The sequence below is a fragment of the Vibrio xiamenensis genome (assembly GCF_900100015.1).
Lineage (GTDB): Bacteria > Pseudomonadota > Gammaproteobacteria > Enterobacterales > Vibrionaceae > Vibrio > Vibrio xiamenensis.
The window spans coordinates 1-20,858 of sequence record NZ_FNDD01000002.1 but is presented as its reverse complement, the minus strand read 5'-3'; the positions used below and the strand labels follow the sequence as shown (position 1 = coordinate 20,858).

Annotated in this window: 16 protein-coding genes and 1 pseudogene; 10 read left to right on the top strand and 7 right to left on the bottom strand. The window is 47.3% G+C overall.

The features are described 5' to 3' along the window. Positions 1 to 167 precede the first annotated feature (167 nt). The 4 genes from BLS03_RS01760 to radD form a co-directional block, all read right to left on the bottom strand. Positions 168 to 1,535 carry a sensor histidine kinase gene (locus tag BLS03_RS01760; RefSeq protein WP_093268831.1) on the bottom strand — a complete coding sequence of 456 codons (1,368 nt, stop codon included), beginning with the start codon at positions 1,533 to 1,535 and terminating at the stop codon, positions 168 to 170. Further along, entirely contained in the window at positions 1,525 to 2,184 is a 660-nt protein-coding gene (locus BLS03_RS01755) for a response regulator transcription factor (RefSeq protein WP_093268828.1), read from the bottom strand. The genes BLS03_RS01760 and BLS03_RS01755 overlap by 11 nt, the downstream gene beginning before the upstream one ends. A gap of 75 nt (positions 2,185 to 2,259) precedes the next feature. Further along, positions 2,260 to 2,694 (bottom strand): PepSY domain-containing protein, encoded by a 435-nt coding sequence (locus tag BLS03_RS01750; RefSeq protein ID WP_093268826.1) that lies wholly within the window; start codon positions 2,692 to 2,694, stop codon positions 2,260 to 2,262. A 69-nt stretch (positions 2,695 to 2,763) separates the two neighbouring features. Next, on the bottom strand, positions 2,764 to 4,506 hold the full coding sequence (gene radD / locus BLS03_RS01745) for a DNA repair helicase RadD (RefSeq protein WP_093268823.1): 1,743 nt from the start codon (positions 4,504 to 4,506) through the stop codon (positions 2,764 to 2,766). Between the two features lie 73 nt (positions 4,507 to 4,579). Between radD and rsuA the strand changes: the two genes are divergently transcribed. From rsuA to poxB, 4 genes are all read left to right on the top strand, one after another. Further along, a complete protein-coding gene (gene rsuA / locus BLS03_RS01740) occupies positions 4,580 to 5,281 on the top strand; it encodes a 16S rRNA pseudouridine(516) synthase RsuA (protein WP_093268821.1) in 702 nt (233 codons plus the stop codon). Positions 5,282 to 5,454: 173 nt separating this feature from the next. Beyond that, positions 5,455 to 6,660, top strand: a complete 1,206-nt coding sequence (locus BLS03_RS01735; protein WP_093268818.1) for a Bcr/CflA family multidrug efflux MFS transporter — start codon at positions 5,455 to 5,457, stop codon at positions 6,658 to 6,660. Continuing rightward, entirely contained in the window at positions 6,660 to 7,322 is a 663-nt protein-coding gene (locus BLS03_RS01730; RefSeq protein WP_093268816.1) for a DUF2913 family protein, read from the top strand. The genes BLS03_RS01735 and BLS03_RS01730 overlap by 1 nt, the downstream gene beginning before the upstream one ends. Positions 7,323 to 7,604: 282 nt before the next feature. Beyond that, the gene (poxB, locus tag BLS03_RS01725) at positions 7,605 to 9,329 is read left to right on the top strand and encodes a ubiquinone-dependent pyruvate dehydrogenase (protein ID WP_093268813.1); all 1,725 of its coding nucleotides are present in this window, start codon (positions 7,605 to 7,607) and stop codon (positions 9,327 to 9,329) included. A gap of 99 nt (positions 9,330 to 9,428) precedes the next feature. Here poxB and BLS03_RS01720 read toward each other — a convergent pair whose 3' ends face one another. Next, positions 9,429 to 10,871, bottom strand: coding sequence for a DUF2867 domain-containing protein (locus BLS03_RS01720; RefSeq protein ID WP_093269557.1), 1,443 nt, complete (start codon positions 10,869 to 10,871; stop codon positions 9,429 to 9,431). A gap of 101 nt (positions 10,872 to 10,972) precedes the next feature. On the opposite strand from BLS03_RS01720, the gene BLS03_RS25590 reads away from it, so the two are divergent. The 5 genes from BLS03_RS25590 to nhaA all read left to right on the top strand — a co-directional run bounded on the left by BLS03_RS25590 (position 10,973) and on the right by nhaA (position 16,901). After that, positions 10,973 to 11,113, top strand: a complete 141-nt coding sequence (locus BLS03_RS25590; RefSeq protein WP_176765497.1) for a hypothetical protein — start codon at positions 10,973 to 10,975, stop codon at positions 11,111 to 11,113. Between the two features lie 199 nt (positions 11,114 to 11,312). After that, positions 11,313 to 11,984, top strand: a complete 672-nt coding sequence (locus BLS03_RS01715) for an ABC transporter ATP-binding protein (RefSeq protein ID WP_093268811.1) — start codon at positions 11,313 to 11,315, stop codon at positions 11,982 to 11,984. Next, a complete protein-coding gene (locus tag BLS03_RS01710; RefSeq protein ID WP_093268808.1) occupies positions 11,965 to 14,418 on the top strand; it encodes an ABC transporter permease in 2,454 nt (817 codons plus the stop codon). Before BLS03_RS01715 ends, BLS03_RS01710 begins: the two co-directional genes overlap by 20 nt. Continuing rightward, positions 14,418 to 15,539, top strand: a complete 1,122-nt coding sequence (locus BLS03_RS01705; protein WP_093268806.1) for a lipocalin-like domain-containing protein — start codon at positions 14,418 to 14,420, stop codon at positions 15,537 to 15,539. The genes BLS03_RS01710 and BLS03_RS01705 overlap by 1 nt, the downstream gene beginning before the upstream one ends. Before the next feature lie 216 nt (positions 15,540 to 15,755). Beyond that, a complete protein-coding gene (gene nhaA / locus BLS03_RS01700) occupies positions 15,756 to 16,901 on the top strand; it encodes a Na+/H+ antiporter NhaA (protein ID WP_093268803.1) in 1,146 nt (381 codons plus the stop codon). Positions 16,902 to 16,947: 46 nt separating this feature from the next. Here the strand turns inward: nhaA and BLS03_RS01695 are convergent, their stop codons facing one another. Next, positions 16,948 to 17,559 (bottom strand): OmpA family protein, encoded by a 612-nt coding sequence (locus BLS03_RS01695; protein WP_245696537.1) that lies wholly within the window; start codon positions 17,557 to 17,559, stop codon positions 16,948 to 16,950. A 2-nt stretch (positions 17,560 to 17,561) separates the two neighbouring features. After that, positions 17,562 to 18,851: a TolC family outer membrane protein gene (locus BLS03_RS01690; protein WP_093268796.1), complete on the bottom strand. Its 1,290-nt coding sequence runs from the start codon at positions 18,849 to 18,851 to the stop codon at positions 17,562 to 17,564. Positions 18,852 to 19,161: 310 nt separating this feature from the next. On the opposite strand from BLS03_RS01690, the pseudogene BLS03_RS01685 reads away from it, so the two are divergent. Beyond that, positions 19,162 to 20,858: pseudogene (locus BLS03_RS01685) on the top strand (cadherin repeat domain-containing protein); the annotation flags it as partial.

Sequence of the window (20,858 nt, the reverse complement as noted above, 5' to 3'; positions counted from 1 at the left end):
GACAATGCGACCTTGTCGTCTATGGTAAAGTTTCAAAAGAAAGGATTCTTCTAAAACGAGCGCGGATACTAGCATTCAATTGGGTGTTGAGCAAGGGCTAGAGGGACATTCTTACGCGTGTTTTCAATCGTTAAGGGCGACGATGCCGCCCATCGAGACTCTGGCAGTTAACTGCGCTTTGGTTTTTTGGTCGTCACTTGATTGAGCTTTAAGGTTAAAATCGCTTTAACGCCGCCTAAGTTACTGGTTTCAAGTGTGAATGCGCCGCGATAGCTGTGCGCCATTTCGGTAACGATATTGAGCCCTAATCCGCTGCCCGGCGTTGACTCATCAAGGCGCACCCCGCGTTTTTGGACGCTAGAAAGCTTCTCAGTTGGAATGCCCGGCCCGTCATCTTCAATCACAATGCTGACCGAGCCGTTTTGCTCGGGCTGATGATAAATTCGAATCAGCGAATTGGCCCATTTGTAACTGTTTTCCAGCAGGTTACCTAGCATCTCACTAAGATCGTGCTCTTCCACCGCAACCAAAAGTTCCGATTCTAATTCGTTGACTAAGGTTAATTCTCGCGCGGCATAAAGTTTGTCAAAGGCGCTGGCAATGGTGTCTACACACTGTGATGGTGATGATTTTACTGCGAGGATGTTTTTTGAACCGGCCATACGTGCGCGACTTAAGTGATAGTCAATCTGCTGTTGGATCTGCTCAATTGGCGGCTGCAGTATAGCGCGGTCGGCATCTGAAAGCGCCGCGATTTCATTGCGCAGTACCGAAATTGGGGTTTTTAGTGCGTGCGATAAGTTACCGGCGTGGTGGCGAGCGCGCTCAAGTAGCTCTTGATAATGAAACAGCAGCGCATTCAAATCGGAAATGACCGGTGAGATTTCTTGTGGATAGCTGTGGTTTAGACTGTTCTGTTCGCCAGCTCTCAGCTTAACCAAATCTTGTTGTAGCTTGCGAAGCGGTGCCAACGACCAGTAAATCTGCCCACCCATCACGATCAGCAGGCCAACAAACAGTAAACCAAGAATGATCCACAGCTGGCTTTTTAATTTGGCAATCGAAGCGCGGATCGGCTTTTCATCAATACCAATAGTAACGTGTACAGGGTTTCGGTATTCGGGGAGATATAAGGTTTTTTCGATGTAGATCAATGGCTCGTTACGCGCACCGACTAAGCGATTTTTCAGCGGTTTAGATTCGATGGTGCGATCCCATAATGAACGCGAGCGCAAACGGTGCTCACCGGCATCAATCGACCAATACAAACCGCTGTATGGGCGGCGAAAACGCGGGTCAGAGAGTTTGCTGAGCATCAGAAGTTGACCCGCGTTATTGGTTTCCAAATTCGCCGCCAGTTCATCCATATAGATGCTGAGCTGAGATTTGGTTTCGTCGACCATGTAACCGTAGACTTGAGTCGGAACCACAATGCCCGCTGCCAATATCATCGCGGTTAGCCAGATAAATGCAGCCAGTAGTAGGCGGTTACGCAGGCTGAGCTGCTTGAGGATACCGGTAAATCTAATTGGCATTCAGTTGGTACCCAAGGCCGCGCACGGTTTTGATGACTTGTGGCGCAATTTTTTTGCGGATTCGACCGATAAACACCTCAATGGTGTTGGAGTCGCGGTCAAAATCTTGTTTATAAATATGTTCAACCAGTTCGGTGCGGGAAATCACTTTATCGGCGTTATGCATAAAGTAGGCGACGACTTTATATTCCAGCGCCGTCAAACTGACCGCTTGCCCCTGCCACAACACTTTCGAGGTGCGAGTATCAAGGCTCAAATCGCCCACTTGTAATACCGGTGAGGCGTTGCCTGATGCTCGGCGTAGCTGCGCGCGCAGACGGGCAACGAGTTCTAAAAGCTCGAACGGTTTGGTGAGGTAATCGTCGGCGCCAGCATTTAAGCCTTCAACGCGCTGAGTGAGTGTATCGCGCGCACTTAAGATAACAACCGGTGTGTTAATGTTCTCATCGCGAATGCCTTTTAGTACGGTCAAACCGTCGAGTTTGGGCAGACCTAAATCGAGGACAATCGCATCCCACTGCTCGGAAGTTGCACGATACAAAGCATCGATGCCATCGGTTGACAGTTCGGGAACCCAACCGGCTTGTTCTAGGGTTTCACTAATTTGTTCGCCAAGGCGAGGCTCGTCTTCAACCACGAGGATTTTCATAACAATATCACTTCTTTTATCTATCAATTGCGCTGGCGTTTAGCACGGTGTGGCACGCTAGGTTATGACTTGTCGTTAGGGCGACTCTACTGTTAATGTGGCGCTTTTCAGTACGTTTTTTAAATTGTGGCCTTTGAGCAAGCGCATTTCTAATGTTGCTGCGGCGTACTGCGCTTGCACGATAGTACCATCGTGGATGATTTTCAGCTCATAGATCCATTCACCGTCGTTTTCTTCCAGTTCCACTTTGATAATGCGTCCGTATAAATCGCTTTCGACTTCGTCATATAGCTCTGAAAACGGGCGGATTTTGCCATTTTTTACCGCTTCGTAGACATCATCTTGGTCTTCATCGATATCCACTTCGGTGCCAGGTTTGACCACATCGTTAACGATAGCATGGGGATCTTGATTGCCATCAGTGAGTGACGAGGTCTCTTGCGCCAAGGCTTGCGTAATGAGCAAAAAAAGGCTCAGCGTGAGTGAAATCGGCAGCACGGTTGCTCTCATAAGTGTTACCTCTATCAAATACTTATCTTGAGTTTACGCGTTTTAGTATGAATTTAGGGTGAATGATGTTCAGCCTTGGGTCAACTCATCCTCAAACACTTTATCGCGCATTTTCCAGAATCGACCCACTTTTCTCGCAATCACGAATTGTGGCGGACGAAATCGGTGTTGATTGGCAACGATTTTACTTGGTGAGGCTTCTTCAAACGGGCGGTGTTTGTCGGCAAGATGTGGGCGCACGAAGCGACTTTTGAACTCTGCCTTTTGTTTTTGGGTCGAAAGCGGCCAAAACTCATGTACTTGCGCTTGATTGTCACCAAGGTAGGTGACTTTGAGTTGGCTTTTCCCTGACTCAAGCTTGTGCACGGACAACTGCATGTCGGAACATTCGAATACCAATGCATCTTTAAGATTGAGCGCCTCTTTGAGCTTTTTATCTGGGTCGACTAGCGTTGCATCGCATTCATGGCAAATACGCGCGGCAATGTCGTTATCGGCGCCGCACTCAGGGCAATACTTGGCGCGAAAACGGTAGTTACAGTGTTCACGCTCGCCAGTGTCTTCGTCAGTGAAAAAGCCTTGGCATTTACGGCCGTAGTGCTCAAGTAAAAAGCCATTGCTATCGAGTTTGCCCCAGAAGTTATTATTGAAACCGCAGGCCGGGCAGGGAATGGTGATGATTTCGCTGTCGGAGTCCGGTTTGGGATCGCCGACTTCTGGCTGGTAAAGGTCGTAGCTATTGCCTGCATAATCCAGCACCAAACAATCATGTTTGCCCGGTGATAAACGCAGCCCGCGCCCGACAATCTGTTGATACAAGCTGATGGATTCGGTGGGGCGAAGAATGGCAATCAAATCGACATGCGGTGCATCAAACCCGGTGGTGAGCACCGATACGTTAACCAAGTATTTGATCTCACGCTGCTTAAAGCGCTGAATGATGTCATCACGCTCTGGCGTTGGCGTGTCGCCAATCACAAGCTGCGCTTGACCTTGCGGCAAAAGCTGGTGGATCTCTTTCGCATGGCGCACTGTGGCGGCGAAAATCATCACGCCTTGGCGAGTTTTCGCCATATCAATCACTTGGTGAATAATTTGTGGCGTGGCGCGCTTGTCTTTATCGATCACGCTGTCGAGTTCTGACTCTTTATAGCGCCCCGTATTGGCAGGTTTGAGCTGAGAGAAATCGTAACTCAGTACCGGTGTATCGAGCATTTTGGCTGGAGTGAGAAACTGTTCATCAAGCAGATAGCGGATCGGCAATTCAAAAATGCAGTCGCGGAAAAAGCGCGGTTCTTCACTGCGCACTTGACCACGAGTGTGATACTGATAAATCCAGCCCATTCCGAGGCGATACGGCGTTGCCGTTAAACCCAGAACTTTTATTCCAGGATTGAGCTCTCTCAGATGGCTAATGACTTTTTGATAGCTGCTGCTTTTGTCATCTGGCACGCGGTGGCATTCATCAATCACTAGCAGCGAAAACTGGTTTTTAAACGCGTCAAGATTACGCACTACAGATTGTACCGAAGCAAACACCACCTGTTGGTCGGTCTCTTTACGCCCAAGCCCTGCAGAAAATATCGCCCCTTTTTGACCATAGCCTTCGTATTTGCCGTGGTTTTGCTCAACCAACTCCTTGACGTGCGCCAGCACCAGCACGCGGCCTTTGGCAAGCCTTGCCAGCTCGGCGATAACCAAGCTTTTGCCTGCGCCAGTGGGAAGTACAATCACCGCAGGGGTGGAGTGTTTGTGAAAGTAATGCAGAACCGCTTTGACGGAATCGGCTTGGTAAGGGCGTAAGGTGTACATAAATTCTGTGAAATAGCTCAACTATTTGGTGTTAGCTGACTATAATACCGCAGCAAGCAACAATGAGGTATTCATGCGTTTAGATAAATATTTGTGTGATGCACTGGGTGCAACACGTAGAGAAGCGACAAAAATCATTAAAAGTGGCGAGGTCAGTGTTGACGACGTCGTGCAAAAAAGCGGTGCGTTTAAAGTTCAAGAAGGCGCATGTGTAGAGTGGCAAGGACGCGAACTTGCCAAGCCAGGCCCTCGCTATTTGATGTTATTTAAGCCACAAGGCTTTGTTTGTTCTCATGAAGATGGTTTTAACCAAACGGCGTTTACGCTGCTTGATGAAGTCAACAGTAAAGACCTGCATTTTGCCGGACGTTTGGATGTCGACACCACAGGTTTAGTTTTGATCACCGACGACGGCCAGTGGTCACATCGTATTACTTCGCCAAAACACAAATGCGAGAAAACCTATCGCGTATGGTTGGTTGACCCGATTGAAGCGCACTACGTTGAGCAGTTTGCCCAAGGTATCGAATTGAGAAATGAGCGCGAACTGACCAAACCGGCCAAACTTGAAATCGTCGATGCAAAAGAACATGAAGTATTACTAACGATTCATGAAGGCAAATATCACCAAGTGAAACGTATGTTCGCTGCGCTTGGCAATAAAGTTGAACATCTACACCGAGAACGTATCGGTGACATCATCCTTGATGAGAGCTTAGAGCCTGGTGAATACCGTGCTTTGACAGAGCAAGAGATTGACTCTATTTGGAAGTAAGCGTTATTAGAAATAATAACTAAGCAAAGGAAATAGTTTATTTCCTAATTAGAACTAGTTTTTTACGCCATTTTCAGTGAGCATAGCCGGCCTAATAGCTTGTATTTAATGTAAGAATAGTCTGACGTACCGCCTTTTATGGCGGTACTCATCGTTAAGAGAACAGGAGATTTATGCAACCCCAGCCTTCAACATCAACAAATGCACCGAAACTGAGCTTTTTTCTGTTTTTGGTTTTAGGTGCGATTGGCGCATTAACACCGCTGGCGATCGACATGTATTTGCCCGCGATGCCTTCCATTGCCAAGGATTTGGGTGTTGGAGCCGGTGAGGTACAAATCACCTTGACGGCTTATACCATGGGATTTGCTGTTGGGCAGTTAATTCATGGTCCGCTTGCTGATAGCTTCGGTCGTCGCCCAGTGTTACTGCTTGGCGTGTTCTTCTTTGGCGTTGCGGCTATGGTCAGCGCGACCACTCATGGCATCGATGCGCTGACGACCGTTCGCGCTGCGCAAGGTTTTGCTGGTGCGGCGGCGGCGGTCATCATTCAAGCCGTGGTCCGCGATATGTTTGACCGCGAAGATTTTGCTCGCACTATGTCGTTCGTGACCTTGGTCATCACCATCGCCCCACTGATTGCCCCGATGATTGGCGGCCATATCGCGGTGTTACTTGGTTGGCGCGCAATTTTTTGGTTCTTAGTGATCTTTGCCATTTTGGTGATTGTGCTGGTGATGTGGAAAATTCCTGAAACGCTGCCCGTTGAAAATCGTCAGCCGCTGCATTTATGGACCACGCTGCGCAACTATTCTAAGTTGCTGACCAATCCAGTGGCGATGGGCTTGATGCTCTCCGGTGCGTTTTCATTTTCAGGTATGTTTGCGTTTTTAACCGCCGGTTCATTTGTTTACATCGATATCTACGGCGTGCGTCCAGAGCATTTTGGTTATCTGTTTGGCCTTAATATTGTGGCGATGATCTTTATGACCACACTCAATGGCAAACTGGTACGTAAAGTGGGTTCTCATGCCATGCTGCGCTTTGGTTTGACAGTGCAGCTTATTGCAGGTTTAGGGCTGCTCTCTTGCTGGGTTTGGGGCTGGGGCCTTTGGGGCACGGTAGCGTTTGTAGTGATGTACATCGGTACGCTCTCGACTATCGGCAGTAACTCAATGGGGCTACTGTTGAGCGGTTATCCGCGCATTGCTGGCACAGCGTCTTCTCTGGCGGGCACATTACGGTTTGGCATGGGGTCAATTATCGGTATGATTGTCGCCGCGATGCCATCAGGCGTGGTTTGGCCGATGCTATGCGTAATGAGTTTATGTTCTGTGCTGTCAGCAGCATGCTATTGGATATTTGGAAGAAAAGCGTAATGACCTCTTATACCGTTGAAATTCAAAACCTTGTCAACACCGCTCTAGCAGAGCTTGGCAACGAACACCAAAGCGGCAAATTGGCCAATGCGCCAGTGGCCAACAATCACTATTTGGTGCGTTGGGTGACTAAAGCGTTAAAAGATCAGCGTTTTGACCGTTGTGTGGGCGATGATTTGACGCGCTGGCAAAAAGCTGGGCGCTCAAAAGGTAACGATGCCGCTTTGATGATGATCTTTCAGCGTATTTCGAGTTTCTATGCCGAATTTTTCGCTAACCACCCAGCAGAAAACTCGGTTAAAGACAGCGCGATTGAGGCGTTTTTGGATTGTATGGAAGCCGCTGGCTGGGAAGTGTCGACTTCGGAAGCTTTGGTCGGCGCAGGTAAAGTACAAATTTATACCGATGGACAAAATTCGTTGGCACTGTGCGCTAACCAGTGCGAGGCTTGTTTTGATGGTGAAAACTTGGTGAAGCCGATGAGTTGGTTTGTACGCGGACACCACGCCGCCTTTGTTGAAGCAGCAACGAAAGCGGGCTTTATGGTGCATAAGATCACCGACTACAAGTCTAATGTGAAATACCATGGTGAATACAAAGTATTTCCGGCCAATCAAGGGACTCAGCTTGCGGAAATTCCGCTCTCTTTTCAAGTGAAATAAGTCCATTACTAGCATTCAAGCCGCCAAGCTTATTACTCATAACACGCCGCTGCATGACAGCGGCTTTTTTGTGGCTGCGTTTTAATGCCCAGCGATGGGGCATAGTTGCATTAATTCTAAAAAACACTCTCTTATAAAAAAATATTGCAAAGATTCAAATATTTTTGACTTGAACAAGTTTTGGTCGAAGAGGATGATGGAAAAGTGAGATCTTAAGCACGTTTTCACTGATGGAAATCCTCATCAATTCAAAACGATAAAGTCAGTCAAAGAGGAAAGTATATGAGTAATAGCATTGCGTATTTTATTGCCGACACGCTGCGCCAAGCCGGTGTTGAACGCATTTGGGGAGTCACTGGTGACTCGCTTAACGGCATCAGCGACAGTTTACGAAAAATCGGTAGCATTGAATGGTTAGGTACTCGACACGAAGAGGTCGCTGCGTTTGCTGCGGGTGCAGAAGCCCATATCACTGGTAAATTATCGGTGTGCGCCGGCTCTTGTGGTCCGGGTAATATGCACTTGATAAATGGCCTCTACGATTGTCATCGCAATAAAGTGCCGGTATTGGCGATTGCGGCGCACATTCCGTCTTCAGAAATCGGCACCAACTATTTTCAGGAGACTCACCCACAGGAACTATTCAAAGAGTGTAGTGTTTTCTGTGAGTTAGTTTCAAACCCAGAGCAGATGCCGTTTATTTTAGAAACCGCGATGCGCCAAGCGATACTGCATAATGACGTGGCGGTGTTAGTTCTGCCGGGCGATGTTGCGCTTAAAGCGATGCCAGAGGGCGTCAAACCGAAATGGAGCCTGCCAAAACCCGCGTTTTATACTCCAGAGCTCGCCGATCTTGAGCAGTTAGCCGACAGCTTAAACCACAGCAGCAAAGTTACGTTGTTATGCGGGGCTGGGACGAAAGATGCTCACGACCAAGTGGTGGCGCTCGCTGCCAAACTACAAGCGCCGATCGTGCACGCAATGCGCGGCAAAGAGTACCTTGAGTACGACAATCCATACGATGTCGGAATGACCGGGTTGATCGGATTTGCATCGGGTTACCATGCGATGGAGCAAGCCGATACACTACTTTTGATCGGCACCAGTTTTCCTTATCGAGAGTTTTATCCTGAGAAAGCCAAAATTGTCCAGATTGACCACAATCCGGCTTCATTGGGGCGTCATGCGCAAATCGATTTTGGTGTGGTGGGCGATACCAAAACCACCCTGCAAAAATTGCTGCCATTGATTCATACCGGACGTTCAGATAAACACTTAAAAAGTTGCTTAGCCAATTATCAAAGCGCTCGTAAAGATCTGGACGATTTGGCCAGTGGCAAAACTTCGCATAACTTGATTCACCCACAATATTTGGCGCGTCTTGTCAGTGAACATGCCGCGAAGGATGCGATTTTTACGTGTGATGTCGGCACGCCAACCGTTTGGGCGGCGCGTTATCTTGCCATGAATGGCAAACGTCGTTTGATCGGTTCGTTTAATCACGGCTCGATGGCTAATGCAATGTCTCAAGCGATGGGGGCTCAGGCGGTAGACCGTGAGCGTCAGGTGATTGCCATGTGTGGTGATGGGGGCTTTTCGATGCTGATGGGCGATTTGTTGTCGCTTAAACAGTTAAACTTGCCAATTAAAATTGTGGTGTTTAACAATCGCTCATTGGGTTTTGTGGCAATGGAAATGAAAGCAGGCGGCTATTTGTCAGACGACACCGACTTGGACAATCCGAGCTTTGCCAATATTGCCAATGCGTGTGGTATCAAGGGTATTCATGTTTCAGATCCCGAAGCGCTGCCTGGCGCGCTGGCCGAAACGGTCAACTATCCGGGGCCAGTAGTGCTTGAAGTAGACACTGCGAAGCAAGAATTGGCCATGCCACCACAAATCAAAATGGAACATGCCAAAGGATTTAGCCTCTATATGATGAAAGCGATCATCAATGGTCGCGGAGATGAAATTGTCGAGTTGAGTAAAACGAACTGGCTACGCTAAATCTATTTTAAAAATGAAAGGTCGCGTGATTGCGGCCTTTTTGTTGTTAGATGCGAATGTGTCTATTTTTAGGCTGTTGCTCGCCCAAAAGATGCGTGTTTAGGTTGTTTTCTTTGCTCGGCGCGCTTTTCGCACAATCGCACGTACCATACCTTTAAAAATAAATAGGTGAGCGGGCATCATCGCAAACCAATACACAAGGCCGGGAAAGCCTTTGGGGTGCCACCAAGCCGTGACATTAAGGCGGCGTTTGTCGCCTAGATCGCTAATGGTAAATTCTAGGCGTCCAAGGCCAGGACCTTTCATACCAAAAAATAGCGATAAAAAGCGTGCTTTCTCACAGCGAATCACTTTCCAGGAATCAATATAATCGCCAACCATTAAATCTGGCCCGGGTGGAGAGCGGCGAATCGGCCTTCCCGCACCAAATAAGACATCGAGCCATTCGCGAGTTCGCCACAGCGCATTGGCAAAGAAATAACCTTGCTCTTTACTGCCAATGGTTTGAATGATTTGCCACAGTTCCTTGGCCGTTAACTCGGTATCAATGCTGGCTCCGGTCTGTTTTGGGTAGTAACCAAATCCCGGTTGCCAGCGTTTGAGCGCAGCGGGGTCAAACCCCCATACATCGCTGCGCACAAATTGACCTTCTTGGTTCAGGCTGACGCGCACCATTTGCTCGAAATTTATTAGATTTTGTGGAAAGCGTTTATCGATAGCGCGATTATCGGCAATAAAATCGTGCTCAAGCCCTGAGAGTAGCGCACTACCAATTGAGGCGGGCACTGAGGTAATTAAGCTTAACCATTTCGATGCCATCGATGGCGTAAGCCAGCGGGTTGCGAGCAGTCGATAAGGGTGATGACTTTGCTGGCAAAGGATCTGAAATTGTTCTCGATAACTGAGAACGTCCGGCCCGCCAACTTCATAGCATTGATGCTGGTCAGGAGCGTGGTGACTGAGTGCTAACAAGTAATGGTTGAGGTTATCCAGCGCAATTGGATTGGCTTTGGAATCGACCCATTTAGGGGTAATAAGAATCGGTAGGTTGTAAACAAAATCGCGCATAATCTCAAATGCGGCAGAGCCTGGGCCAATGATGACGCCGGCGCGCAGTTCTGTCACTGGCACTTGGGTTTGGCGAATGATGTCACCGGTTTTGCGCCGCGCTTCTAAATGATCAGAATGGGCGGTCTGCGGTTGCAGCGCACTTAAATAGATCACGTGCTTTACTTGGCTGTTTGCCAGCGCATCACGAAAGTTTTCGGCTAATGCGAGTTCATAATCGATAAAATCGTGGCCATGCGCCATCCCGTGAACCAAAAAGTACACCACATCAAAATCGCGCACCAAATCCAAAGTGGCTTGACGGTCACTCAAGTCAATGTATTGGTATTCAAGCAGCGGATGACTTTTGGTGCGTGCTTTCAAATAGTTGAGTTGACGTGCGCCTGCGGTGACTTGATGACCTTCGTCAATCAGTTGGCGTAGTAACTGCGAACCGACGTAGCCTGATGCGCCCAAAACCAAAATTTTCTTCACTTTCAACCCCTGTGATTTCGCTAGTTTGGCTATCAACATCTCAGTATATTAACGGCCACTTCAATTTCCCATCGTCAGCCATTTATTCACGGAGTGATACTTTGTCTTTGTTTTCCACTGCGTTACAGCATACTAAAGGCGACTTTCTGCGTCGACTGATCACTATCGCTTTACCGATTACGCTGCAACGTATTATGTTTTCAAGCCGCGGCTTGGTGGATGTATTGGCTGTGTCTGACTGAAGAAGCGGTGAAGTGGTTTGGATCTTTGTATCGGCTACGTAGCCAGAAATGGATGCGTAACCTGATTGAGAATTGAGCATAGATGACTTTGTTAACGATATTAGTTGCATAGATTGTGACGCTACCGCCAAAACACTTTCTACCAGCGCGGTTTTGGTGTAGGCTCACATACCCCTATGAAACGAATGTGAGATGTTGAATGTTACAACTTAAAGATCTCTGTAAAGGCTATGTGGATGGTGGAGAATTTCACCCGGTTTTACAGGGCGCTGAGTTGTTTTTAGACCGTGGTGAACAAGTTGCCCTGATGGGGGAAAGCGGTTCCGGTAAAAGTACCTTGCTGAATATGATAGCAGGGCTAGATACTGTGGATTCTGGTGAAATTCTGTTTCCGAATTTTGCCATGCACGAAGTTACCGAAACTCGACGTACCGCGTATCGCCGTAACAATATTGGTCTTATCTTTCAGCAGTTTAACTTGCTTCCAACGCTTAACATCGCCGATAACATTCGTTTTTGCCGTCAGCTTAAAGGTCTGCCTGAGAATGAAGGGCTGTGGCGCCAAATTGTCACGTCACTGAATCTCATGCCTCTACTTGGTCGCTATCCAGAAGAGGCCTCGGGTGGACAACAGCAACGCGCGGCGATTGCTCGTGCTTTGTACATGGAGCCACAAATTCTGCTAGCAGACGAACCAACCGGAAGCTTAGATGAACGCAATGCGGAAGCGGTGATGCGTTTATTGACCTCACTCACTCGCCAGCTAAATTGCACGTTATTACTGGTGACGCACAGTGAGCACGTGGCTAAGCATATGGAAGGGTGTATTCGACTACAGGGAGGCGTATTGAATGTTATGGCCCGTAGTTAAAGCGCTGCTTGGTCATTACCGACGTTATCCATTCCAAATATTACTCGTCTGGCTAGGATTAACGCTAGGCGTGTCGGTTTTGGTTGGCGTAACGGCTATTAACCACCATGCTCGCGTCAGTTATGAGCATGGCGAAAAGCTGTTCGCTAATCCGCTTCCATATCGTATCCGCCCTAAACACAGTATCAACAAAATTCCCCAAGGTTTTTATATTCAGTTGCGCCGTGATGGTTTTAAAGAGTGTGCGCCGCTGGAGTTATTGCGTCTGCGAACCCAGTCTGGTCGTGATCTTCAATTGGTCGGTATTGACCCGGTGGCAATGATCGACCTGAAAAAAGATACGTTACTGGGTAACGTTCCAACCTTAGCCTTAATGCATGCGCCGTATCCGGTGCTTATCAGTGAAGATTTAGCTAAATATTTAAGCGTCACATCTAACGATTACTTAGAACTGGATGATGGCCGTAAGCTCGGGCCATTATTGGTTGACGAAAACGATGTGGTCAGCGGAACGCAAGTGATCGCCGATCTCTCGCTATTACGTCATATGGAGCGCAGTTCGGGGATTTCGGTCATTGCTTGCGGCGAAATGTCGAATCAAAAACTGTCTGCTTTACGTTCTCTGTTACCAAATGGCATGTCATTGTCACGCAGCTCGCGTGCCGAGCTTGAATCACTGACTAAAGCGTTTCACGTTAACCTGAGCGCGATGGGAATGTTGGCTTTCCTTGTCGGGCTATTTATTTTCTATCAAGCGCTTTCTCTGTCGTTTATTCAACGCCAACCTTTGGTTGGGTCGCTGCGCCAACTGGGCGTATCGGGTTGGCAATTAGCACAAGCACTGATGCTGGAGTTAATGCTACTGATCATCATCAGTTGGCTGTGCGGCAATATATTTGGTCTGTTGCTTGCAAACCAGCTGATTCCTGCGGTGTCAGACAGTTTGAATGACCTGTATAACGCCAACGTCGGTTTATCGATCAACTGGAGCTGGTCTTCGAGTATGTACAGTTTGTCGATGACGATCCTAGGCTCCATTTTGGCGTGTGCATGGCCTTTAGTGCGTTTGCTTCGCACTCAGCCGATTCGTTTGAGCGCTCGTTTGTCATTAGTGCGTTTTGCCGGTATCGAGTTTGCGATTCAAGCTTTGGTGGCTTGTGGATTGTGTGTCGCTGCGATTGCGGTGTACCAAGCGCCAAAAACTCAGCAATCGGGCTTTGCTATCATCGGCTTAATGTTGCTCAGCGCGGCATTATTCACCCCATTCCTGATCTGGAAAATCTTTAATAGTTTGTCGTTCTCACTGCGCTGGGTCAAAGTCCGCTGGTTTTTTGCTGATGCGGCTTCCAGCATGAGTTATCGCGGTGTTGCAACGATGGGCTTTATGCTTGCGATGGCAGCCAATATTGGCGTTGAGACCATGGTGGGCAGCTTTCGCGACACCACCGACAAATGGTTGAACCAGCGTTTAGCGGCGGATTTATACATTTATCCAAATACCAGTAATGCCGCGCGCATGAGTGATTGGCTCATTAAACAGCCGGATGTGAAGAGCGTGTGGTGGCGCTGGGAGAAAGAAGTCACGAGTAATACTGGCACCATGCAAGTGGTGAGTATTGGTGCTTCACAAGGTGAGCTTGATGCGTTGACCGTGAAAATCGGTATCCCGGATTACTGGTACCATTTGCACCATTCCCGCGGTTTGATGATCAGTGAATCAATGGCAATTAAGCAGGGTATTCGTCCGGGCGATAAGATCAACTTACCAGGTACGCTTGGGGAAAGCTGGCTCGTGGTCGGGGTGTATTACGATTACGGTAATCCGTACAACCAGATCATGCTTTCGCATCGCAACTGGCTGTATTCTTATGCCGGCAGCGGCAACGTGGCGCTTGGTGCTGTGGCTAAATCTGGCGCAGATGTGAGCAATCTTAAGCACCGTTTAGAGTCGGTGTTTAGACTCAATTCTGAGCGTTTGTACGATAACAGTCGAATTCACAAGCAGGCGATGCGAGTCTTTGACCGTACTTTCTCGATTGCAGATACGCTTGGCAATATCACCTTGGTGATTGCCGTGTTTGGTATTTTCTTTGCTACTTTGGCTGGCGAGATCTCTCGTCAGCGGCATTCTGCGTTGCTGCGCTGTTTAGGCATGTCAGGAAAAGAGCTGATTTTGGCTGGGTGTTTGCAACTGTGCGTCTTTGGTGCGATTGCGATTTTGATTGCCATGCCACTTGGTATCGTGCTGGCGAAATTGGTGGTTGATATCATCATTAAACAGTCATTTGGTTGGACGCTTGAGCTGCAATTTATTCCAAGTTCTTATCTTTACACCAGTATTCTAGCGATGGTGTCTTTGGTTATCGCTGGTGCGATTCCAGTGATAAGACTTGCTAAAAACACGCCAATTAAACTACTCAGAGACGCGTTGTAATGAGAAGAAATTTCAAGATTTTGATTTTAATCGTTGCGGTTATCGGCTTTGTTTCTGTGGCTGCGTTTGGTTGGCTCTATTGGCAGAAAACCTCTCACACTGAACTTCCTTCGCTCAATGAATACGAATCGGTATTAACGACGTCAAACAAATCGGTATTTGAGCCGGTGTTACCGAATACTTCGGTTGAGCTGCCAAAGGATTTTCGCTTCCATGATGAATTTCAACATGAATGGTGGCACTTTTTCGCTAATGTCGAAGATCAAAGAGGCAAAAAGTACGGAATAGAATGGAGTTACTTTCGCGTAGCCAACGATGAATCGCACCAAAGCGGCTGGCACAACCCGCAGATCTACATTTCTTATATATCGATTGCCAGCGCGGAGACGGGTATTCATGAACAACGTGTGGCGCGCGGTGGTATTGGACAAGCAGGCATGGATGTTCGTCCGTTTCGAGTCTGGATTGATAATTGGCGCTGGCGCTCGTTGGGACGCACGCCATTTCCTGGTCAGTTTAATGCGCAATCTGATGATTTTTCACTGGATTTGAATATCAACGCAACAGGGCCTTATGTGCTACCTGGTGAGAAAGGCTATGTTAAAAAGGACGCTTTCTTGCCGATCGCTTCCTATAATGTTGCTTCTCCGTTTCTTAATGTAAATGGCAAACTAAAACTCAATAATGGGCGCGAGCTTGATGTTAGTGGCCAAGGTTGGTTGAGCAAAGAGTGGGGCAGTGGTTTGCTGTCGGACAAGCAGCAGGGGTGGGACTGGTTTGTTCTTCACCTTGATGATAATTCCACTTTGTCTATTCACCGCTACCGGCAGAAAGATCAATCGCCGTTTATCATCGGCTATGTCGCAACCAATGACGGAAAATATATTCCTCTTAACGACCAACAAATTATTCTAGAACCGCTTCTACATCACATTTTAGAAAATGGTCGCACCGTACCACTCGAGTGGGAACTGCGTGTACCTAAGTATGGTGTCAATGTTCGAATAAGCCCGCTTAACGCCCATCAGTGGTTGCCATTTGTGGTGCCATATTGGCAGGGTGCGATTCAGACAATTGGCAGCCATAATAGTAATGGATTCATGCAGTTGGTCGGCTACTAACTGCCCAATTTCTGCAATTCTTTCGTCATATCCTCTTAAAATCAACTATCCTGTAAAGACGTATAATAACTATGGTTTTTACGTTCAATTAAAAGGTTTTTATCGGAAAAACCGAATTAAAACATCTAAACAAGCGATTTTTCCTTGCTTAGCGTTATCGCTACACTTGTTGCATTGTTTGTTTAGTAATTATGAATATTTATTAAGGGATGCTTGATGGCTAATGTGATTCGTGATTTTTTCAAAATGGAGTCTGCAGGCGGTATTTTGCTTGTGATCGCCGCGGCGATCGCTATGGTTATCGCCAACTCACCGTTGAATGAGTTGTATCAAGGTACGTTACATACTTATGTTTTTGGAATGTCACTTTCTCACTGGATTAATGATGGCTTGATGGCGATTTTCTTCCTGTTAATTGGCTTGGAAGTAAAACGAGAACTGCTTGATGGTGCGTTGAAATCTAAAGAAACGGCGATCTTTCCTGCGATTGCTGCTTTAGGTGGTATGCTTGCTCCTGCACTTGTGTATGTGGCATTCAATATGGGTGATGCACAAGCCATTCAAGGCTGGGCAATACCTGCGGCTACGGATATTGCGTTTGCTCTGGGCATTATGGCGCTGCTTGGTAACCGTGTTCCAACCAGTTTAAAAGTCTTCCTATTGGCTTTGGCGATCATCGATGATTTGGGCGTGGTCATAATTATTGCGCTGTTTTACACAGGCGATTTGTCGACATTAGCGTTGACCATCGGGTTTATTATGACCGGCGTGTTATTCATGCTTAACGCTAAACGTGTTACTAAGCTAACGCCTTATTTGATTGCTGGTACGATTTTGTGGGTAGCGGTACTTAAGTCGGGTGTCCATGCAACGCTTGCTGGCGTAGTCATTGGTTTCGCGATTCCGTTGAAAGGTAAAGAAGGCGAGTCATCGCCACTTAAACATCTAGAACACGCATTGCATCCATATGTCGCGTACGCTATTTTGCCACTGTTTGCGTTTGCTAACGCGGGTATCTCACTGCAAGGTGTATCGGTTGACGGTTTGACCTCTATGTTGCCACTTGGTGTTGCGCTCGGTTTGTTTGTTGGTAAGCCTCTCGGTATCTTCACGTTTAGCTTGGCTGCAGTGAAATTAGGTGTGGCGAAGTTACCAGAAGGTATTAACTTAAAACATATTTTTGCGGTGTCTGTGTTGTGCGGTATTGGCTTTACCATGTCGATTTTTATCTCTTCACTGGCGTTTGGTGATGTGAATGCAGAATTTGACACTTATGCCCGCCTAGGCATTTTAATGGGCTCAACGCTGGCGGCGGTTTGTGGCTATACACTACTGCGTAAATCGCTACCAAAAGCAAAATAGCACTGACGGTTTTGGAAATTAAAAGGCCCCGATTCGGGGCCTTTTATTATTTCTCTTTGATAGAAAATATCGTCCACTCTTCGACAACATTCTCCGTAAGACCCACGACGGTTGCGGTTACTTTTCGGTTCACAGCATGCGAAGCTGGGTCATCGCCAGAAGCCTCTAATCGAGTTTCACCATAGCCGACAATTCGTACTCGTTTAGGGGTAATACCATAAGAGATCAGTTTCTTTTCTACCGCAACAGCGCGTTTTTTAGACAGTGCTAAGTTGTAGTCGGTTTCACCTACCTTGCTCGCATAGCCTTGAATTTCAATTGAAGCCGATTGATAGGCTTTTAGAAATTCCGCCATGCTACGAATTTGGTCGCTAAATACAGGGTTAATTTCATAGGAATCATTAGCAAACAGAATTCTCAATTGTCGTTTGTCTTCGGTGCGCATGGTCGCGCCGCAGCCATCGTTATCAACTTGAGCTCCGCTTGGTGTGCCTGGACAGAAATCGCGAGCATTGACTACGCCATCTTGATCATCATCTTGCAGATCGGCAATCTGATTAGCAACTGGCGTGTCGATGTAGGCATATTTATCTGCGCTACAGGCACTCAATAACACGGTGATGGAGAGGGTTATAAAAATTGTGTTGATAAGCTTCATAATCAGTACTCCACTCGTTGAGTCCATTCTTCAGGAATGTCGACCAGTAAGGCGTCGAGTAAGTTGCCCGCGGCGTTCATCACACGATATTTGGCGTACTGCTCAGCATAGTGCGCATCAAGATAGTCTTTACGCGCTTCAAACAACTCGTTTTCGGTGTTGAGTAGGTCGAGTAAAGTGCGCTGACCAATTTGGTACTGTTTCTCATAAGCAATCACGGTTTTCGATGTCGAATCGACAAAATCGCTTAAAAAATCTTTTTGTTGCAAGGTAAGATCCAGAGCGCTCCAAGACAGACGTAAACTCTCTTCGACTTGACGATAGGCATCATCGCGTAAATCTTTCGATTTATTGAGTTGATAAGCGGCTTTCTCCGACAAAGCATTGTCGATACCACCATTGTAGAGATTGAAACGCATTCGTAGCATGGCTAGAGTCTCGTCGCTGCGTCCTTCATCTCCAGCTGCATCATCACGCCAGGTTTGGCTGGCTTCAATTGAAAAGGTGGGAAAGAATGATCCTTTGGATTGCTTGTACTGAAAACGGGCGGAATCGACATCAGTGTTAGCCACTTTAATCACAGGGTGGTTATCATACGCGTCGGCCAATGCATCGTTTAACGACAGGGGCAGCTTAGATTCGTCAGCGCGAGGGTAGATCAATCCAAGAGGTTCTTGTCCGACTAGACGGCGAAACTGAGTATGAGTATCGAAAAGGTTATTTTGTGCCGCCAGTAAATTGCCGTGAGCTTTGGATATACGTGCTGCAACTTGTGATAGATCCGCAGTTGAACCGACTCCTGAGTCCACGCGGCGTTTAATATCACGATAGATATCTTTGTGAACCGATAAGTTACTCTCTGATAGTGCTAATACTTCGGTTGCTTTGACCGCTTCTAAATACACCTGAGTGACTCGCAGCGCGATGTCTGATGCATCTGCGAATATTTGCCAACGAATTGATTCTGCTTCTGCAGCCGTTCTATCAATATCATTCCACGTTGAAGAACCATCCCAAATCAGTTGTGTAAACGTGATAGATGCTTCCTTACGAGTTAAATCGGTGTCTTGTCTACCAGTCTCCGTTGGTGGTCTTAGGCCTTCGTAGCCAATTCCAGCATCAATGCCAAGTTTGGGTAGATAGGCACCACCACTAGCATCGTTGTCTTTTACTGAACTAACGTATTCATTGAAAATGCCTTTGATCTCGGGGTTGGTCGCTAACGTAATAGCGACGGCTTGTTCGAGTGTTTGAGCATTTACCTGCCAGGTCGCAAGCGCTGTACAGCTCATGAGCAAGGGATATTTCCAGTTCACAGGACTCTCCTTATTCGTCGGTGAGAGCTACCTAATTTTCATAACAGAGAAAATACGGCGGGTAACATAACTAAATCATAAGAAGCTTAGTTAATAGCCTAAAAAGTGCGAAGTTAGTTCAATAAAAAATTATCAATGTAATTGATAGGTTGTATTTTTTCGATAGCACTTTGTTGTTATTAACATAGATAACATAGAAGGGCTCGGCTAATTTTGAAGAAACAATATAGAAGCCCCGAGTCTATTTAACGCTTGGCTTCGACATCGCAATACAAGGATAGAAACCATGAACACTGCGAATGTTTCTAACATCATGTTGGCCACCATTATTATTGATGTTAATGGTCAAATTCGTACGTTAGCCGCGGGCGAGACACCTAAACCAGGTGAGGTAATTGTCGAGCTAGGAGAAGACTTAACCAGTAGCGAAGGGATTCAAGTTCAACTGGTCGAGACTTCGGGGGAAGCAAATAATATTTCCGTAGATAATGAAATTGCGCAATTGATCGAGCAAATTCAAGCTGGGGAAGACCCGACTCAAAATCCTGATTTGGCAACCGCTGCGGGGCAAAATGGTTCAAGCCCTACCGGAACTGGTACAGTTGAGCGCACTGGCGCTGAGCTGTTGGCATCGACTTCCTTTGATACTTCAGGGCTTGAGTCTCAAGGCTTGTCTGAAACCCAAAGTCTATCTTTACTTGAGTTGGTATCAGAAAGCTTGGTCGTATTTGAAGGCACTAATCTGTTCGAGTATTTTGAAAATTCGTCGGTAGATGATGTGCTGGCTGTCGTCAATTTGGAATTACTTGAAGGAGAAGTTCCTCAGTACTCTATTCAATTTCAGCCAGGCGATCCTCTCGAGGGACTTTTTGAAATTAATGCACAAGGCGAAATACATTTAACTCAAGAGGGTGTGGCTTCATTTGCTAACGATTTCGAGTTAGATGCTAATCAGCACACCATAACTGTGCTAGTTACTGTTGGTGACCAAGTTACGCCGATTGAAATCACTCTTAGTGAATTGGATGTCGATGAGCCACCGGTGTTTGTGCCGCCAACCGACGGCGACAGTTACGTCTTTAGTTATAACGAAAACTCGCTCGACAGCACGGTGATTGGCCAAGTCTCGGCCACTGATCCTGAAGCGCAGACCGTGAGCTATTCCATTGCTTATGGCGAGAGCGATCCACTGGATGGTCTGTTTGAAATCAATGCTGAGGGTGAGATTTCGTTAACCGCAGCAGGCGTAACCGCATTCACCAACGATTATGAGCTTGCCAGCAACATCCATAACATTACTGTGGTGGCGACCGACCCAGCCGGCAACAGCAACCAAATATCGGTGACGCTCAATGAGCTGGATATCAATGAGCCGCCGGTGTTTGTACCGCCAACCGAAGGCGACAGTTACGTCTTTAGCTACAACGAAAACTCGTTCGATAGTACCGTGATTGGCCAAGTATCGGCGAGCGATCCGGAAGCGCAGACCGTGAGCTATTCGATTGCTTATGGCGACAACGATCCGCTCGATGGTCTGTTTGAAATCAACGCTGAGGGTGAAATTTCGTTAACCACAGCAGGCGTAACCGCGTTTACTAACGACTATGAGCTCGCCAGCAATACCCACAATATTACCGTGGTGGCGACTGACCCAGCCGGCAACAGCAACCAAATATCGGTGACACTCAATGAGTTGGATATCAACGAGCCGCCGGTGTTTGTGCCGCCAACCGAAGGCGACAGTTACGTCTTTAGCTACAACGAAAACTCGCTCGACAGCACCGTGATTGGCCAAGTCTCGGCCACTGATCCTGAAGCGCAGACCGTGAGCTATTCCATTGCTTATGGCGAGAGCGATCCGCTCGATGGTCTGTTTGAAATCAATGACGAGGGTGAAATTTCGTTAACCGCAGCAGGCGTAACCGCGTTTACTAACGATTATGAGCTTGCCAGCAACATCCATAACATTACTGTGGTGGCGAC

Excerpts from the sequence above, each read along its gene's own strand:
- BLS03_RS01690 (WP_093268796.1), bottom strand. The coding sequence starts at position 18,851 with ATGAGCTGTACAGCGCTTGCGACCTGGCAGGTAAATGCTCAAACACTC.
- BLS03_RS01715 (WP_093268811.1), top strand. The coding sequence starts at position 11,313 with ATGTTACAACTTAAAGATCTCTGTAAAGGCTATGTGGATGGTGGAGAA.
- nhaA (WP_093268803.1), top strand. The coding sequence starts at position 15,756 with ATGGCTAATGTGATTCGTGATTTTTTCAAAATGGAGTCTGCAGGCGGT.
- poxB (WP_093268813.1), top strand. The coding sequence starts at position 7,605 with ATGAGTAATAGCATTGCGTATTTTATTGCCGACACGCTGCGCCAAGCC.
- BLS03_RS01760 (WP_093268831.1), bottom strand. The coding sequence starts at position 1,535 with ATGCCAATTAGATTTACCGGTATCCTCAAGCAGCTCAGCCTGCGTAAC.
- rsuA (WP_093268821.1), top strand. The coding sequence starts at position 4,580 with ATGCGTTTAGATAAATATTTGTGTGATGCACTGGGTGCAACACGTAGA.
- BLS03_RS01730 (WP_093268816.1), top strand. The coding sequence starts at position 6,660 with ATGACCTCTTATACCGTTGAAATTCAAAACCTTGTCAACACCGCTCTA.
- BLS03_RS01695 (WP_245696537.1), bottom strand. The coding sequence starts at position 17,559 with ATGAAGCTTATCAACACAATTTTTATAACCCTCTCCATCACCGTGTTA.
- BLS03_RS01710 (WP_093268808.1), top strand. The coding sequence starts at position 11,965 with ATGTTATGGCCCGTAGTTAAAGCGCTGCTTGGTCATTACCGACGTTAT.
- BLS03_RS01755 (WP_093268828.1), bottom strand. The coding sequence starts at position 2,184 with ATGAAAATCCTCGTGGTTGAAGACGAGCCTCGCCTTGGCGAACAAATT.
- BLS03_RS01705 (WP_093268806.1), top strand. The coding sequence starts at position 14,418 with ATGAGAAGAAATTTCAAGATTTTGATTTTAATCGTTGCGGTTATCGGC.
- radD (WP_093268823.1), bottom strand. The coding sequence starts at position 4,506 with ATGTACACCTTACGCCCTTACCAAGCCGATTCCGTCAAAGCGGTTCTG.
- BLS03_RS01735 (WP_093268818.1), top strand. The coding sequence starts at position 5,455 with ATGCAACCCCAGCCTTCAACATCAACAAATGCACCGAAACTGAGCTTT.
- BLS03_RS01750 (WP_093268826.1), bottom strand. The coding sequence starts at position 2,694 with ATGAGAGCAACCGTGCTGCCGATTTCACTCACGCTGAGCCTTTTTTTG.